The organism is Streptomyces sp. NPDC059816 (assembly GCF_042732055.1).
In the GTDB taxonomy this organism is placed as follows: Bacteria; Actinomycetota; Actinomycetes; order Streptomycetales; family Streptomycetaceae; genus Streptomyces.
The window spans coordinates 22,555-37,845 of the sequence record NZ_JBHWIQ010000025.1 but is presented as its reverse complement, the minus strand read 5'-3'; the positions used below and the strand labels follow the sequence as shown (position 1 = coordinate 37,845).

Below are 15,291 nucleotides of genomic sequence, written 5' to 3'. Positions count from 1 at the left end.
GGGCACCCTCCCCGTCAACCCACCCCAGGTGCGCTCACGCCCCGTCAGCCGCCCCCACCGCTGCGGCAAGTCGTCGCACCCCCTCGACGATCCGCGCCGGGGGCAGGTGCGCATAGCCGAACACCAGTCGCACCGCGCCGTCACCGGGAACCGAGGACGCGTGCTCCGCGTACGACGACAGCGGCCGGACGGCCACGGCGGCGGCCTCCGCCCGGTCCAGGAACCGCGCCTCGGGTCCGAACCGCCCGGGGAGCGCGGCGATCACGTGCAGCCCCGCGGAGATCCCCGTCACCCGAGCGCCGGGGAAGCCCTCCCGCACCGCCCCGACCAGGGCGTCCCGTCGTTCCCGGTAGGCCCGCCCGCACCGCCGCAACTGACGGTCGTACGCCCCGCTCTCCACGAACCGCGCCAACACCTCCTGGTCGACGGCCGGATTGCCCAGGTCCATGGTCCGCTTGCGCTCCACCAGCGCATCGACCAGCCGCTCCGGTGCCAACAGCCACCCCAGCCGCAGCCCGGGGGCGAGCGACTTGCTCACCGAGCCCGCGTAGAGCACGTGTTCCGGGTCGAGGCCCTGGAGGGCGCCCACGGGGGAGCGGTCGTACCGGAAGTCGCCGTCGTAGTCGTCCTCCACGACGAGTCCGTCCACCGCACGCGCCCACTCCAGCAGATCGGCCCGCCGCCGCGCCGAGTACGCGATCCCCAGCGGGAACTGGTGCGCGGGCGTGGTCACCACACAGCGCACCCCCGACGCCGCGAGGGGACCGAGCGCCACCCCCTCCCCGTCCACGGGCAGGGGCACGGCACGCACCCCCGTCGCGGCGAACAGCGCGCCGTGCGGCGGGCTGCCCGGATCCTCGACCCCCACGGCACGCTCCCCGCGCGCGTGCAGGACGAGTCCCACCAGGGTCAGGGCCTGGGCGACGCCCGAGCAGACCACCAGGCGCTGCGGATCCGCCACCACCCCGCGCCTGCGGGCCAACAACCCGGCGAGGGCCGTACGCAACCGGGGCGACCCCCCGGGATCGGGATAGCCGAGTGCCCCGTGCGGCACCTCGGCCAGGACCGCACGGTAGGTGGCCGCCCAGCCCGTGCGCGGGAACAGCGACAGGTCCGGTGTGCCTGGCTGGAAGTCGACGCCCGGTCCGGGCCTGCGCGGGGCACGGTCCCGGGCCGTCGGGCGGGCCGCCCGCGCCGCGCCGCCCACCCAGGTGCCGGACCCGCGGTCGCTGCGCAGATAACCCTCCGCGGTCAACTGCTCGTACGCCTCCGTCACCAGCCCGCGCGACACCCCCAGGTCACCGGCGAGGTCGCGGGAGGAGGGGAGCCGGGTCCCCGGTGCCAGCCGGCCGCTGCGGACCGCCTCGCGCAGCGCCGACCGCAGGGCCCGCCCCCGCGACCGGGCCGGCGCCGCCACCGCGGGCCGCAGCAGTTCCCACGCGGCGCTGCCGGGCCCGCCGCCCCGGCCCGGCACACCGTCACCGGAAGTGGTCCCCGATACGCTCATGGAAGTGGACCTTAATCCGGTCCACCCACCTCCCTAACGTCGGTCCCATGAACGCGAACTCCGTGCGCGGAGCCCTGTCCGCCGCCCTCGCCTGCATCCTGGTCGGCGGCTCCTTCACTGCCAACAGCCTCCTCGGGGACTACCCCTACGCGGGCGGCCTGTTCCTCCGCTACGGGCTCGCCTTCCTGCTGCTGCTCCCGCTGGTGGGACCGGGCGCCACGACCGCGGTCCGCGGCCTGGCGGCCCGCCAGTGGCTGTTGCTGCTCCTGCTCGCCGCCGTCGGCATGGTCGGGTTCAACTTCGCCGTGCTCGCGGCCGAGCGCACCGCCGAACCCGCGGTGCCCGGGGTGCTCGTCGGCTGCGCGCCGATCGTCGTCGCCGTCCTGGTGCCGGCGCTCGCCGGGCGCCGACCGGGCCGGGCGACGCTGTACGGCGCCCTCCTGGTCGCGGTGGGCGCCTTCACGGTCCAGGGGTGGGGACGCACCGACGCGGCCGGGCTGGCGTTCTCCGTCTGCGCGCTGCTCGGCGAGGTGGGGTTCGCGGTGCTCGCCGTGCCCGTGCTGCGCCCCCTGGGACCCAAGCTGTTGTCGGCGGTGGTGTGCGCGCTCGCCACCGTCGAGTCCGCGTTCCTCGGGGTGCTGGTGGACGGCGGCGCCTGGCTGCGGATGCCCGACCGCACGGAGGCGCTCGCCCTGGGGTGGGTCGCCGCGGTCGTCACGGTGATCGGCTTCGTCTGCTGGTACGCCGGTGTGCAGCGCATCGGGGCGGAGCGGGCCACGCTGTTCTCCGGGCTGATCCCGGTCGCTGCCGCCGCCACCGCACCTCTGGTCGGAGCCGGGGCCTACGGCACCGCCCAGGCGGTCGGCAGCGGCTTGGTGGCGGTGGGGGTGGCCGTCGGGGCGGGCCTCCTCGGCGGGCGGCCGGGCGGGGCGGCGGCCGGGCCGCCCGACCCGACGGGTGCAGGCGGAGCCCGGTCCACCGGTGAGGTCCCTGCGGGGCCGCGACGGTCCGTGGACCCCGCCGGTGTCGACGGCCCCTGAGCAGGGCACTTGAGCCGACCGGTACCGGCTGGACAGCGGGCCGGACCGCACGGTGGGATGGGGGCGTGGCTGCCGACACCGTGACCGAAGTCTTCGAGGAGCACCGTTCCGTCCTGATGGGCGTGGCGTACCGCATGCTCGGCCGGGTGGTCGACGCCGAGGACGTCGTCCAGGACGCCTGGCTGCGCTGGTCGGGCGCGGACCGCAGCGAGGTGCGCGACCCGCGGGGCTACTTGGTCCGGGTCACCACCCGGCTCGCCATCGACCGGCTCCGCCAGGTGCAGACACGGCGCGAGTCCTACGTCGGCCCGTGGCTGCCCGAGCCGCTGGTGACCGACTTCGGGTCCGTCGCCCAGGACGGCGCCCAACGCGCCGTCCTCGCCGATTCGGTGTCGCTGGCCGTCCTGGTGGTGCTGGAGTCCTTGTCGCCCCTGGAACGCGCGGTGTTCGTCCTCCGGGAGGCGTTCGGCTATCCGTACGGGGAGATCGCCGTCACCCTCGACCGCACCGAGGCCGCCGTCCGGCAGCTCGCCAACCGCGCCCGCAAGCACGTCGAGGAGCGGCGGCCCCGTTACGACGTCGATCCGGACGAGCGCCGAGACCTCACCGAGCGCTTCCTCGCCGCCGCCGCCGAGGGCGATCTGGAGCGGCTGCTGTCCATGTTGGCGCCGGACGCGCGTCTGGTCGGCGACAGCGGGGGCAAGAGCAGGGCTCCGCTGCGCGTCATCGAGAGCGCCGACAAGGTGGCCCGCTTCCTCTGCGGTGTCGCCCACAAGGGCACCGGCGGGGTCACCACTTTCGAATTCCTCGAAGTCAACGGGGGCGTCGCGGTCCTCGCCCGCGACGACGGCGCACCCGATGCGGTGTTCCAACTGGACGTGGCGGACGGTCGCGTTCAGCGCGTCTACCTCATTCGAAATCCGGACAAACTCATCTCTCTCAGGTGAAGTCGCTCTTGGGTGCCCCCGCGTGAGTTTGTGCGCGGGGGCGCTCGGCTGTGCGCCCACTCCCTGCTGGCGCGCCGGAAAGTAAAGGTTTCGTCATGTGACGATCCCTGTACGCGATGTGACAAGTGCCTTGCGGGCGTGTGAGCATCGCTAACGCCTCATGAATGTTGTCTTGACTGGAGCGGGATCGACCCCGTGTCGATTCAGAATTGGTCTTGACCAAGGGGTGGCTCGGCTCTATCGTCGCAGACATAGTGCAGGAACCTTTAATAAACAAGGGCGCTAAAAACGCTTCTGGGACACGGCGATTGCGGAGGACAGGGTGGGGACCACGCAACTGGAGACGGTGCCGGAGCCCAAGTACTGGCACCTGAAGACCGTGCTCACCGAGGCACTCGACTCGGAGTTCGCGGTGGGCGAGATCCTGCCCAACGAACGTGAGCTGGCCGCCCGCTTCGGGGTGGCCCGCGCGACGCTCCGGCAGGCACTGGAGCAACTCGAACTCGAAGGGCGCCTCCATCGTCGACGCGGAGTCGGCACCACGGTCGCCCCGCCGCGCGTCGGGGTCGCCGTCGGGTCCGACGAACAGGACTGGCCCGGCGCGCTCGGAGAAGCATGGCAGACCGCGGGCAGCGAGTCGGACGTGCCCCCGGCCGCGGTCGCACGGATGCTGGAGACCCTCGACGGCGAAGCGGTGCACATCGTGCGGCGCACCCGGGTGTCGAACGGCCTGCCCGTCGCCGCGGAACTGCTCTACGTCCCCGGTTCGTCCGTGCCGGACGTCTCCGGGATCGACAACCCTTCGGGCACGGCCCGTGGACGCGCCGTGCTGCGGGAACTCCAGCGGCTCGGACTGGAAGGGCAGGACCGGTCCGTCGAGCTGGGCTCCGCCCGCGCCGACGACGCCCGGGAACTCGACCGGCTGCCCGGGGCACCGGTCCTCGTCGTCACCACCCGGTTCTTCGCCGCCGGACGCACCGCCGCGGTGTCGGTCGCCACGTACCGGGCCGACACCTGCCGGTTGACCTTCGGCGACTCCGGTGGCGTCGAGATACACCACGGGCCCGAACGCCGGGCCTCCTGAACCACCGACCGCCGCAGCGGGCCCGGCGAGAACGGGGCCGCCGCGGCGGTTTCGTACGCGCCCGACAGTTGCGGCGGGTCCCGCCGCGTTCCGGGCCCGGGCCTGTGGGTCCGGGCCGGTCAGTCGACGACGGGACTGCGATGTTCGATCAGCACCACATCGCGCCAGACCCCGCGGTGGCGGGCCACCCGCTCGCGGACGCCGATCACCCGGAAACCGGCCCGTGCGTGCAGGGCGAGGCTCGCGGTGTTCTCCGGGAACACCCCGGACTGCACGGTCCAGATCCCGGCCGCCTCGGTGGAGGCGATCAGCGCCCGTAGCAGGGCGCCGGCGACACCCCGGCCCCGCGCGTCGGGGCGGACGTACACCGAATGCTCGACCACACCCGCGTACGCCGGCCGGGCGGACACCGCACTGACGGCGGCCCACCCCACTACCGAACCGCGCGGGTCGAGGGCGACGCCACGGTGGTCCGGGAGCCGAGCGGCGTCGAAGGCGCCCCAGTCCGGGGCGGCCGTCTCGAAGGTGGCGTTGCCCTCCTCGATGCCCGCCCGGTAGATCGCGAGGACCTGTCCGGCGTGCTCGGGCCCCATCGGGGCGAGCCTGACGACGGCGTTCGACACCACAAGCTCCTCCGCTCTGGCCAACGGGACGGGCCGCAGTGCGTGACCGTGCGACCGCCGCCGTCCCGCGGTGCCCGCCGTCGGGGACGGTACCAAGCCGCGCAGCCGTCCGGGGTCGCCTGTACGGGGGAGGCCGGCACCCGGTTGGCGGCCCGTCCCCGCCCGGAGCCGACCGCAGGCACCCACCGGTGGTTCAGTGGGGACGGCCGCTCGCCTGGAACGGCCGTGGACGTCCGACCCACGCCGGCGGAGGTACGGATGGAACCCCTGATCGCCCTCCTGGTCGGCTTCGTCGGCGCTCGACTGGCCGGGTTCGCGGGCGTGGACGTCCTCGACGCCTGGCTGCCCGCGCTACGCGTCGGCCTGGCGGTGATGTTCGTGTTCACCGGCCTCGCGCACTTCCACCCCAGGCTCCGGGCGGAGATCGTCGACATGGTGCCGCCGGGCTTGCCGCGGCCCGAACTGCTGGTGACGCTCACCGGCGTCCTCGAACTGGCCGGCGCGGTCGGCCTGCTGATCCCGGCCACGGCGCCGTGGGCGGCGATCTGTCTGATGCTGCTGCTGATCGTGATGTTCCCGGCCAACCTTTCTGCCGCGCGCCGCAAGACGACCCTCGGCGACCCCATCGGCCGGCGCACGCTCTACCAGATCGTCTACGTCGGGGCCCTGACCCTCACCCTGGCATGAGAGCCGGAGCTGGAACCGGAACCGGAATCTGAACCGGACCGGGCAGATCGGGCAGATCGGGGAAGGCCGGGTGAGTCACGACGGCCCCCATGACGTGGCGATCGTGGGCTCCGGGGCGGCCGGGCTGTGCGCGGCGCTGGCCGCCGCCGTCCGGGGCGCGAGCGTGCTGGTCCTGGAGGGCAGCGACCGGTGCGCGGCTGTTGGACGGACCCTACGCCCATCCGGTGACGCCCCCGGTGGGCCGCGGTGACGCACTGCGGCTGGCCGCCGGGGCGGGCGCGGCGCTCGCCCACACGGGGGAGTGCTGGTCCTGGCCCGACGGCACCCCAAGGCCCGAGCTGACGCTCGCGGAGCGCATGCTCCCGCACGTCATCTGGGTCAACTCCGCGGGCCGGCGCTTCGTCAACGAGTGCAGTCACAACAACGTCGCCCTCGCCTTCGCCGAACTCGACCCCGCCACCGGGCACCCGCGCAACACCCCGGCCTGGGCCGTCGCCGACGCCCGCCCCGGACAACCGCTGCCGCCGCACGCCGTGGAAGCGGCGACCCCGGCCGAACTCGCCGCCCGCACCGGCATCGAACCCGAGGCACTCACCGAGGCGCTCCGGCGCTTCAACGAGTTCGCCGCCCGGGGCCTCGACCCCGACCACGGCCGGGAAACGACGCACTACGACCGTGCCGACGGGGACCCCACGGCACCCCACCCGAACCTCGGCACCGTCGCCGAACCCCCCCTGCCCGGCTCCGCCGGCACCAAGGGCGGCCCGCGGCGCCGGAGGCTAGTGAGACGGCCCCGGCACCGGCACTCAGCGCCGGGCGGTCACCGTGCCCTGCACCGCGAACAGTTGCTCCTCGACGTGGTCCAGGGCCAGCCGCAGCGCACCGGTCGCGACCGCCGCCTCGCCCAGCATCGACAGGGCCACCTTGGGCGCGCGCAGACAGTACCGCTCCAGCTCCCGCCGCAACGGCTCCAGTACGCCTTCCAGCCCGGTCGCCCAACCGCCCACCACGACCAGCTCCGGATCGAGGGCCAGCACCAGCGCGGCGACGTTGTGGACCAGCCGCCGCATGAACCGGTCCACGGCGGCCCGGGCGTTCTCGTCGCCCTCCTGGGCCAGGGCGAAGACCTGCGCCACGGCCTGCTCGTTCAGCGGCTCCAACGGCTTGCCCGTGGTCGACAGCAGCGTCTCGGGCGTCACCTCCCGGCCCAGCAGGTGCAGGGCCCCGATCTCGCCCGCCGCACCACCGAAGCCCCGGTGCAGCCGCCCGCCGATCAGTGATCCGGCGCCCGGACTGAGGCCCGCGAGGACGAAGACCATGTCGTCGGACTCCTTCGCGGCCCCCTTCCAGTGCTCCGCGACCGCCGCCGTGTTCGCGTCGTTCTCGACCAGGACCGGGCACTTGAAGGAACGCCGCAGCCGCTCGCCCAACTGGAGGCCCGTCCAGCCGGGCAGCGCCGCCCCCAGCTTGATCACGCCGTCCGCCTCGATGATCCCCGGAGTGCCCACGCCGACCGCCCACAGCGAACTGCGGGCCACTCCGGTGCGCCGCAGGGTGTCCGCGACGGTGGTCCGCAGCCGCTCCAGCCGCTCGTCCGCCGGGGCCTCGATGGTGACCTCCTTGGTCCCCGTGCCCAGGACCCGGCCGTCCAGGTCGGCGAGGATCACGGCGACCCGGTGCGGGCCGAGCTCCAGCCCCAACAGATGGCCCGCCTCGGAGCGGAAGCGGAACCTGCGGGCCGGTCGCCCCTGCCTCCGTGCCGTGCCTTCCTCGGCGGCCGTCTCGACCGCCAGGCCCGCCTCGATGAGACCCTCGACCACGCCCTCGACCGTCGGCCGTGACAGGCCCGTCACCCGGGTCACTTCGGTGAGCGTCGCGGAGCCCGCTGCACGCAAAGCGTGCAGAACCACCGCGGAGTTGATACGCCGCAGCAGAGAGGGGTCCCCGCCGGTCAGCTGCCCCAACGTGTGTCCTCTCAGCTGGTGCTCGTATGGCCCGGATCGTACTTGTTACCGTGCGACCACGGCGAGCTTCGATGCAGTCCCGCAACCTCCCGGTAGGAAATCCGTTCTCCGCTCGGGTTTCCGTACCGGAGCGTCCGCGGTCCGTTCACCGCCCGGTACCCGGGTGCGCGCCCGTCCCTCATCCCGGCGACACGAACCCGGACTCGTAGGCCGCGATCACCGCCTGGGTGCGGTCCCGCGCCCCCAGTTTCGTCAGCACCGCGCTCACATGGGACTTCACCGTCTCGTTGCCGACGACCAGCCGGGCGGCGATCTCCGCGTTCGACAGCCCTTGCGCCATCAGCCGCAGCACCTCGGCCTCCCGATCGGTGAGCGCCGCCGAGCCCAACGCCTGCGGCCCCGCTTCCGCGCCGGGTCCGTACTCCGCCGCCAACCGCCGCACGGCCGCCGGGAACAACAACGAATCGCCCTCGGCGACCAGCCGCACGGCGTGCACGACCTCTTCCGGCCGGGCCCGCTTCAGCAGAAACCCGTCCGCGCCCGCGCGCAGCGCCCCGTACACGTACTCGTCGTTCTCGAAGGTCGTGACCATGATGATCTTCGGCGGCTCCGGGATCGTCCGCAGCACCGCCCGGGTGGCCGCGATGCCGTCCAGGAGCGGCATCCGCACGTCCATCGCGACGACGTCCGGCCGCAGGGAACGGATCAACGGGATCACCGCCGCTCCGTCGGCCGCCTCCCCCACCACCGTGATGTCGGGCTGTGCTTCGAGCACCGCGCGCAGACCGGCGCGCACCAGGGGCTCGTCATCGACGAGGAGGACCGTCAGGGGCATCCCCTCAGCCTAAGGCCCCGCACTGACACCCCGACCCTCACCCCGGGGGAGCGACCTTCACCCCAGGGGGAGTCGGGCCCGCACCCGCCAGTCGGCCCCCACCGGCCCGGTGTCCGCCCTGCCGCCCAACAGGGCCGCCCGTTCCCGGATGCCCCGCAGCCCGCTGCCGCCCCGGTCCCCGGAGACCCCCACCGGCGCCGGGCCGTCGACGTCCACGGGCAGCGGATTGCGCACGTCGAGGTCGACGTGTCCGTCGAGCACCTGCACCCTGACCCGCACCGGAACCGGCCCGGCGTGCCGCAACACGTTCGTCAGGGACTCCTGGAGCATGCGGTAGCACTCGCGCGAGACGGGCCCGGGCAACCGGTCCACCGGGCCGGTCACCTGCGCGTCCACGCTCGCCCCGGACGCCCGCGCGGACTCCAGCAGGCGTTCCGCCTCGGCCAGGGTGGGCCGGTTGCTCGCAGCCCGCCCCGGCTCCCGCAGGATCGCCAGCACCCGTTCCAGATCCTCCATCGCGGCCCGCCCGGTCTCCTCGATGGCGCCCAGCGCCCGCTCCGTGAACTCCGGGTTCCCCGCGGCGCGCGCCGCCCCCGCCTGCACCACCGCGACGGACAGCGCATGGCCGATGGAGTCGTGCAGTTCGTGGGCGATCCGGCTGCGCTCCAACAGCCGCTCGGTACGCTCCTCCAACTGCGCGAGCCGCTGGGCGGGCGAGGGGCCGAGCAGCCTGCCGGCCGCCGCCGCCACTGCGGCCCCGGCCAGGACGACGAACCCGAGCAACAGCGCCACCGACACCGGAACGAGCAGCGCCGCCGTCCACCACGGCAGCGGCTGCCCCCACAGCGCGTCGATGTCGTCCGCGGGCGCCCCGACCGCCATCGCCACGAACGCCAGGACCTGGGCCGTCGCGAACCCGGACACCAGCATCGTCAGACAGCCCGCTTCGAGTCGCAGCACCATCCACATCGAGGTCCGCAGCCGGTCCCGCCAGTTCGCCGAGGGCGCCGCGCTGATGTCCGGCGCCCGGTCCGACCGCCGCCCCCGCGCGTGCGGCCCCGGGAACAACATGTGCTGCGCCTGGAGACCCTCCGCGCGGCGCACCACCGGTACCCACCCGATGAGGGCCGCCGGCACCGAAGGCACCAGCGCCACCAGCAGCCACTTGACGGGGGTCATCCCGGTCAACCCCGGGTACACCATCGCCGACACGAGGGCGCCGAATCCCCCCAGCAGCAGATGCAGCCAGCGCGTGTACACGACGGCGCGCAGCACGGGACGCCCGAGCGCCCGGACGCCCGACCTGAAACCTCGGGAGGGCCCGGGTGGACCGGGTGGAGAGGACATGCCCGTCATCGTGCCAGGCGTACCCGCCGGGCGGCTCCCCCGCACGGGGGAGCCGCTCTCCCCGCGCGGGGGAGGCGCAGGCGCCCTCCCGACGGCCAGGCTGGACGGCATGAACGCCATCGACGTACACGACCTCACCAAGGTCTACGGGAAGAAGCGGGCCGTCGACGGGCTGACGTTCTCCGTCGCCCCCGGCAAGGTCACCGGCTTCCTCGGCCCCAACGGCTCCGGCAAGTCGACGACCCTGCGGTTGGTCCTGGGCCTGGACCGGCCCACCCGGGGCAGCGCCACCATCGCCGGGAAGCGGTACGCCGGCCTGGGCGAGCCGCTGCGCCACGTCGGTGCCCATCTCGACCCCGGCGGTGCACACGGCTCCCGCACCGCCCATCACCACCTGCGGGCGCTGGCGGTCGCCAACCGGTTGCCGGCCCGGCGGGTGGCCGAGGTACTGGAGGAGACCGGTCTCGCCCCCGTCGCCCGACGTCGGGTGAAGACCTTCTCGCTGGGGATGCGCCAACGCCTCGGCATCGCCGCCGCCCTGCTCGGGGACCCGGCCGTGCTCATCCTGGACGAGCCGGCCAACGGCCTCGACCCGGAGGGCATCATCTGGATCCGCGGCGCCCTGCGCCGCCTCGCCGAGGAGGGGCGCACCGTCCTCGTCTCCAGCCATCTGATGGCCGAGACGGCCGCGTTCGCCGACCATCTCGTCGTCCTCGGCGGCGGCCGGCTCCTCGCCGACCTGCCGATCGGTGAGTTCCTCGCCGAACGCGGCACCACCCGCACCCGGGTGCGCACCCCCGACGCCGCCCGGCTGGAAGCCGTGCTCTCGGCGGCCGGCCACCGCCTCGTCCCCGCGGACGAGGAGTCCTGGACCGCCGAGGGCGTCACGGCCGCCGAAGTGGGCGCGCTGGCCGCCCGCGAAGGCGTGACCCTGCTCGCACTCGCCGACGAGGGGGCCACCTTGGAGGAGGCGTACCTCGCCCTCACCACGGCCAGTGCCGAGTTCACCGCCCTGCCCACCCCCGCCCAGGAGGTCTGACCGTGTCGCCCACCGCCGTTCTGCACGCGGAGTGGATCAAGATCCGCTCGGTCCGCGCCAGCCTCGGATCGCTCATCGCCCTGTTCGCCGTGTCCCTCACCCTCACCGGACTCGTCTACGCATCGATCCCCTCGGACAGCGGCGAACTCGGTGACGACCGGCTCCTCGCGGCCTTCTACGCCCTGAACTTCGCCCAGGTCGCGGCCATCGCCTTCGGCACCACGGCGATGTCTTCGGAGTACGTCCACCACGGGCTGCGCGTCTCCCTCGCCGCCGTACCGAACCGCGACCTCTTCTACGCGGCCAAGGTCGCCGTGATCGGCGCCGCCGCGCTCGTCGTCGGTCTGGTGACCTCGTTCGCCAGCTTCGCCCTCGGCCAGGGCCTGCTCGGGGACGACGGCATCGGCCTCGGCCATCCGGGAGCGGTCCGCGCCTGTGTGGGGGGCGGCGTCGGGCTCGCCCTGACGGCCCTGCTGGCGACCGGGCTGGCGGCCCTGCTGCGCAGCGGGGTCGCCACGCTCAGCATCCTCGTCCCGTTCACCCTGATCGTCTCGTTCGTGGTCGGCGACGTCGCCGGGGGAGCCGCCCAGTACCTCCCCGACCGCGCCGCGCGGCAGGCCCTCCTCGCGGACCCCGAAGGCGCGCTCGGTCCGTGGTCCGGCCTCGCCGTGGCCGCTCTGTGGTCCCTCGCCGCGCTGCTCGTCGGCTGGTGGGCGGTGCGTCGCCGCGACGCGTGAGGACGGGAGGGGCCGGGAGCTGACCGACCGCCAAGTGTCAGTGGGGCGCGCTTTACTGGAGCCCATGACCACCGCACAGCGCCTCGCCGCGATCGACCGGCTGTGCTCCCGGGAACCCGCCGCGGGGCACCCCGGTGCGGTGTCCGACGGCCCGGCCCACCCCCTCATCGACCTCACGCCCCCGGTCGCGCAGGGAGCGGCGGGCCCCGGGGATGCGGAGGAGCAGCTGTACGCCGAGCGCGACGCGTTGGCCCGGTCGCTGACCGCACGCCACGGCGAGCCGGACTTCATCGGCCTCCAGGGCCTCTTCCTCCGCAGCACCGACCCCGGCGAGGCGGTGCCCGAGCCCTGGCGCTCGCTCAGCTCCCGTGCGGGCGACGCCCTGGTCTGGCGGATGTCCGCGCGCTGGCTGGTCCTCGCGATCACCCGGGAGGGCCCCGAGATCCCGCCCCGGCTCCTGGCGGCGGTCACGGCGGTGGACCCGCCGTAGTCCGCTACGGGCCCTGCGGGCCGTCGTCCAGCGCCGCGGTACGCAACCGTCCGAACTCCTCGGCCATCGTGGCGGCCGTCCAGTGCGCGTTCAGGCCACTGGGATTGGGCAGCACCCACACCCGACTGCCCCCGATCACCGTCTCCTGCGGCCCGATCACGGCCCGCCGGTCACCGAAGGCCGCACGGTAGGCGGTGACCCCGACCACGGCCAGCCAGCCGGGCCGCAGCCGGGCCACCTTCGCGGCCAGCAGCCGACCGCCCTCGCGGTACTCCGCGGGGCTCAGCTCGTCGGCCCGCGCGGTCGCCCGCGCCACCACGTTGGTGATGCCGAGGCCGTGGGCGAGGAGTTCGTCCTGCTCCGCGGGGCGCAGTTGCCGGGGCGTGAAACCGGAGAGGTGCAGCACCGGCCAGAACCGGTTGCCGGGGCGGGCGAAGTGGTGACCCGTCGCCGCCGTCATCAATCCGGGATTGATACCGCAGAAGAGCACCCGCAGGCCGTCCGCGGTCACGTCGGGGACGAGACGGTCGCGGGCGGCCTCCAGTTCGGCGGGGGTGAATCGGGTCAGAGGATCGCTCCGGGGGCGTACCCGGCGGACTCGGGGAAGCGCTTGGTGAGCTCCTCCACCCGGGCGACCACGGCCGCGACCTGCTGGCCCGCCGCGCCCGTGAAGGACAGCTTGTCGGCCATCAACGCGTCGAGAGCGGCCCGGTCCAGGGGGATGCGGTCGTCGGCGGCGAGCTTGTCGAGCAGCTCGTTGCGCTCGGCGCCGCCCTCGCGCATCGCCAGCGCGGACGCGACCGCGTTCTCCTTGATCGCCTCGTGCGCCAGTTCCCGGCCCACACCGGCCCGCACCGCGCCCATCAGGACCTTGGTGGTGGCGAGGAACGGCAGGTACCGGTCCAGCTCGCGCGCCACCACGGCGGGGAAGGCACCGAACTCGTCCAGGACCGTCAGGAACGTCTCCAGCAGCCCGTCCAGCGCGAAGAACGCGTCCGGCAGCGCGACCCGGCGCACCACCGAGCAGGACACGTCACCCTCGTTCCACTGGTCGCCCGCCAGCTCGCCCGTCATGGACGCGTAGCCCCGCAGGATCACCATCAGGCCGTTGACGCGCTCGCAGGAGCGGGTGTTCATCTTGTGCGGCATCGCCGACGAGCCGACCTGACCCGGCTTGAAGCCCTCGGTCACCAGCTCGTGCCCGGCCATCAACCGGATCGTCTTCGCCAACGACGAGGGAGCCGCCGCGAGCTGCACCAACGCGGTGACGACCTCGTAGTCCAGCGACCGCGGATAGACCTGGCCGACCGAGGTGAACGCCCGCGAGAAGCCCAGGTGGCCGGCGACCCGCTGTTCCAGCTCGGCCAGCTTGGCGGTGTCCCCGCCCAGCAGGTCCAGCATGTCCTGCGCGGTGCCGACCGGTCCCTTCACCCCGCGCAGCGGATAACGCGCCAGCAACTCCTCGACCCGGCCGAACGCGACGAGCTGCTCGTCGGCGGCGGTCGCGAAACGCTTGCCGAGGGTCGTCGCCTGGGCGGCCACGTTGTGCGAGCGGCCCGCCATCACCAGCTCCGCGTACTCGCCGGCGAGCTTGCCCAGCCGTGCCAGGACCGCCACCGAACGGTCGCGGACCAGCTCCAGGGAGAGCCGGATCTGCAACTGCTCGACGTTCTCCGTGAGGTCCCGGGACGTCATGCCCTTGTGCACGTGCTCGTGCCCGGCGAGCGCGTTGAACTCCTCGATCCGGGCCTTCACGTCATGGCGGGTGACCCGCTCGCGCTCCGCGATGGACGCCAGGTCCACCTGGTCGAGGACCCGCTCGTAGTCGGCGATCGCCTCGTCCGGGACCTCGATCCCGAGGTCCTTCTGGGCCCGCAGCACGGCCAGCCAGAGCTGACGTTCCAGCCGCACCTTCCGCTCGGGGGACCAGAGGTCGGCCAGCTCGGCGGAGGCGTAGCGGCCGGCGAGGACATTGGGGATACGGGGCTTCGAAGGCGCAGCAGTCACGTGGAGGGAGTCTACTGGGCGGAACCTCTTGGTCAGCGCCCCGGTCCCCCTCGGAGGAAGCTACGAACCCGGGCGCGGTGCGGTGGTGGATGCGTCGTAGGGCAGCAGCTCGGGGCGCTTCGGGGCGCGCCCGTCACCGGTGGAGCGGCCCGTGAGCCGTCGGCCGATCCAGGGCGCCAGGTGCCGCCCGGCGAAACGGACGTCCGCCACCCGGCGCGCGGCCCAGGGCGCCGGCGCCGCGGGAGGCAGGGGCGTGCGCCAGTCCCAGGTGGCCGGTAGGCCCAGCGCCTGCCCGACCGCCTCCGCCACCCGACGGTGACCCTCGACGGAGAGGTGGAGCCGGTCCGCGTCCCACAGCCGGGGGTCGCCGAGTACCGGAGCTCCGTACAGGTCGACCACGGTGGCGCCGTGCCGGGCCCCGAGGTCGTCGATCAGGGCGAACAGCTCCTCCATCCGGGGCCGGAACCGTTGCAGGACCGGTCCCCGGCGCCCCGGGCTGCGCATCAGCACCAGCCGCCCGCACGAGGGCGCGAGCCGGGCCACGGCCTCCTCCAGGTGGGCCCGGACCCGTCCCATGTCGCACGAGGGGCGCAGGGTGTCGTTGAGGCCGCCGACGAGCGTCACCACATCGGCCCGCATCCGGGCCGCCGGCTCCACCTGTTCCGCGACGATCTGGCCGATCAGTTTGCCCCGCACCGCGAGGTTCGCGTACCGGAAGCCCGGGTTCGCACGGGCCAGTCGCGCGGCCAGGAGGTCGGCCCACCCCCGGTAGGAACCGTCGGGCAGCCGGTCGGACATGCCTTCGGTGAAGCTGTCCCCGACGGCGACGAAACTGGTGTAGGCGGCGGTGGTCTCCATAGCGGTGCGATGGTAACGCCGTGGGGGGGGGGGGGGGGGGGGGGGGGGCCGGCGCCCCCGGGGGGCGGGGGGGGGGGCAGCGGGGGGGCGGTCAACGACCCCACGCACGCGCGCAGGGGGGCCCAG

At 74.0% G+C, this 15,291-nt stretch carries 16 protein-coding genes and 1 pseudogene; 9 read left to right on the top strand and 8 right to left on the bottom strand.

The features are described 5' to 3' along the window. Positions 1–34: 34 nt before the first annotated feature. A complete protein-coding gene (locus ACFV88_RS27940; RefSeq protein ID WP_385494692.1) occupies positions 35–1,507 on the bottom strand; it encodes a PLP-dependent aminotransferase family protein in 1,473 nt (490 codons plus the stop codon). Positions 1,508–1,554: 47 nt separating this feature from the next. Between ACFV88_RS27940 and ACFV88_RS27935 the strand changes: the two genes are divergently transcribed. The 3 genes from ACFV88_RS27935 (at position 1,555) to ACFV88_RS27925 (ending at position 4,578) form a co-directional block, all read left to right on the top strand. Beyond that, entirely contained in the window at positions 1,555–2,547 is a 993-nt protein-coding gene (locus ACFV88_RS27935; RefSeq protein WP_385494691.1) for a DMT family transporter, read from the top strand. A 65-nt stretch (positions 2,548–2,612) separates the two neighbouring features. After that, the gene (gene sigJ, locus ACFV88_RS27930; protein WP_385494690.1) at positions 2,613–3,494 is read left to right on the top strand and encodes an RNA polymerase sigma factor SigJ; all 882 of its coding nucleotides are present in this window, start codon (positions 2,613–2,615) and stop codon (positions 3,492–3,494) included. Positions 3,495–3,816: 322 nt separating this feature from the next. Then, a complete protein-coding gene (locus tag ACFV88_RS27925; protein ID WP_385494689.1) occupies positions 3,817–4,578 on the top strand; it encodes a GntR family transcriptional regulator in 762 nt (253 codons plus the stop codon). Positions 4,579–4,697: 119 nt separating this feature from the next. Here ACFV88_RS27925 and ACFV88_RS27920 read toward each other — a convergent pair whose 3' ends face one another. Beyond that, positions 4,698–5,171 (bottom strand): GNAT family N-acetyltransferase, encoded by a 474-nt coding sequence (locus tag ACFV88_RS27920; protein ID WP_385494779.1) that lies wholly within the window; start codon positions 5,169–5,171, stop codon positions 4,698–4,700. Between the two features lie 288 nt (positions 5,172–5,459). Here ACFV88_RS27920 and ACFV88_RS27915 point away from each other — a divergent pair, with 288 nt between their 5' ends. The 3 genes and pseudogenes from ACFV88_RS27915 to ACFV88_RS27905 form a co-directional block, all read left to right on the top strand. Next, the gene (locus ACFV88_RS27915) at positions 5,460–5,888 is read left to right on the top strand and encodes a DoxX family protein (protein WP_385494688.1); all 429 of its coding nucleotides are present in this window, start codon (positions 5,460–5,462) and stop codon (positions 5,886–5,888) included. 70 nt (positions 5,889–5,958) lie between these two features. Beyond that, positions 5,959–6,138: an FAD-dependent oxidoreductase gene (locus ACFV88_RS27910; protein ID WP_385494687.1), complete on the top strand. Its 180-nt coding sequence runs from the start codon at positions 5,959–5,961 to the stop codon at positions 6,136–6,138. Continuing rightward, positions 6,113–6,529 (top strand): annotated as a pseudogene (locus ACFV88_RS27905) (FAD-binding protein); the annotation flags it as partial. The gene ACFV88_RS27910 and the pseudogene ACFV88_RS27905, both read left to right, overlap by 26 nt. Before the next feature lie 165 nt (positions 6,530–6,694). Here the strand turns inward: ACFV88_RS27905 and ACFV88_RS27900 are convergent. The 3 genes from ACFV88_RS27900 to ACFV88_RS27890 form a co-directional block, all read right to left on the bottom strand. After that, complete coding sequence (locus tag ACFV88_RS27900) at positions 6,695–7,852, bottom strand: ROK family protein (RefSeq protein WP_385494685.1); 1,158 nt, start codon at positions 7,850–7,852, stop codon at positions 6,695–6,697. Between the two features lie 178 nt (positions 7,853–8,030). Then, entirely contained in the window at positions 8,031–8,687 is a 657-nt protein-coding gene (locus tag ACFV88_RS27895; protein ID WP_385494683.1) for a response regulator, read from the bottom strand. Between the two features lie 57 nt (positions 8,688–8,744). Beyond that, positions 8,745–10,034 (bottom strand): sensor histidine kinase, encoded by a 1,290-nt coding sequence (locus ACFV88_RS27890; RefSeq protein ID WP_385494682.1) that lies wholly within the window; start codon positions 10,032–10,034, stop codon positions 8,745–8,747. 109 nt (positions 10,035–10,143) lie between these two features. Between ACFV88_RS27890 and ACFV88_RS27885 the strand changes: the two genes are divergently transcribed. The 3 genes from ACFV88_RS27885 to ACFV88_RS27875 all read left to right on the top strand — a co-directional run bounded on the left by ACFV88_RS27885 (position 10,144) and on the right by ACFV88_RS27875 (position 12,300). Continuing rightward, a complete protein-coding gene (locus ACFV88_RS27885; protein ID WP_385494681.1) occupies positions 10,144–11,073 on the top strand; it encodes an ATP-binding cassette domain-containing protein in 930 nt (309 codons plus the stop codon). Continuing rightward, positions 11,070–11,810, top strand: coding sequence for an ABC transporter permease (locus tag ACFV88_RS27880; protein ID WP_385494778.1), 741 nt, complete (start codon positions 11,070–11,072; stop codon positions 11,808–11,810). Before ACFV88_RS27885 ends, ACFV88_RS27880 begins: the two co-directional genes overlap by 4 nt. Before the next feature lie 64 nt (positions 11,811–11,874). Beyond that, positions 11,875–12,300 carry a hypothetical protein gene (locus ACFV88_RS27875; RefSeq protein WP_385494680.1) on the top strand — a complete coding sequence of 142 codons (426 nt, stop codon included), beginning with the start codon at positions 11,875–11,877 and terminating at the stop codon, positions 12,298–12,300. 4 nt (positions 12,301–12,304) lie between these two features. On the opposite strand, the gene mug is transcribed toward ACFV88_RS27875, so the two are convergent. The 3 genes from mug to ACFV88_RS27860 are packed head-to-tail and all read right to left on the bottom strand — an operon-like array spanning position 12,305 to position 15,165. Next, positions 12,305–12,868: a G/U mismatch-specific DNA glycosylase gene (gene mug / locus ACFV88_RS27870; protein ID WP_385494777.1), complete on the bottom strand. Its 564-nt coding sequence runs from the start codon at positions 12,866–12,868 to the stop codon at positions 12,305–12,307. Then, entirely contained in the window at positions 12,865–14,307 is a 1,443-nt protein-coding gene (gene purB / locus ACFV88_RS27865; RefSeq protein WP_385494678.1) for an adenylosuccinate lyase, read from the bottom strand. Before purB ends, mug begins: the two co-directional genes overlap by 4 nt. A 60-nt stretch (positions 14,308–14,367) precedes the next feature. Next, on the bottom strand, positions 14,368–15,165 hold the full coding sequence (locus tag ACFV88_RS27860; protein WP_385494677.1) for an SGNH/GDSL hydrolase family protein: 798 nt from the start codon (positions 15,163–15,165) through the stop codon (positions 14,368–14,370). Positions 15,166–15,291 lie beyond the last annotated feature (126 nt).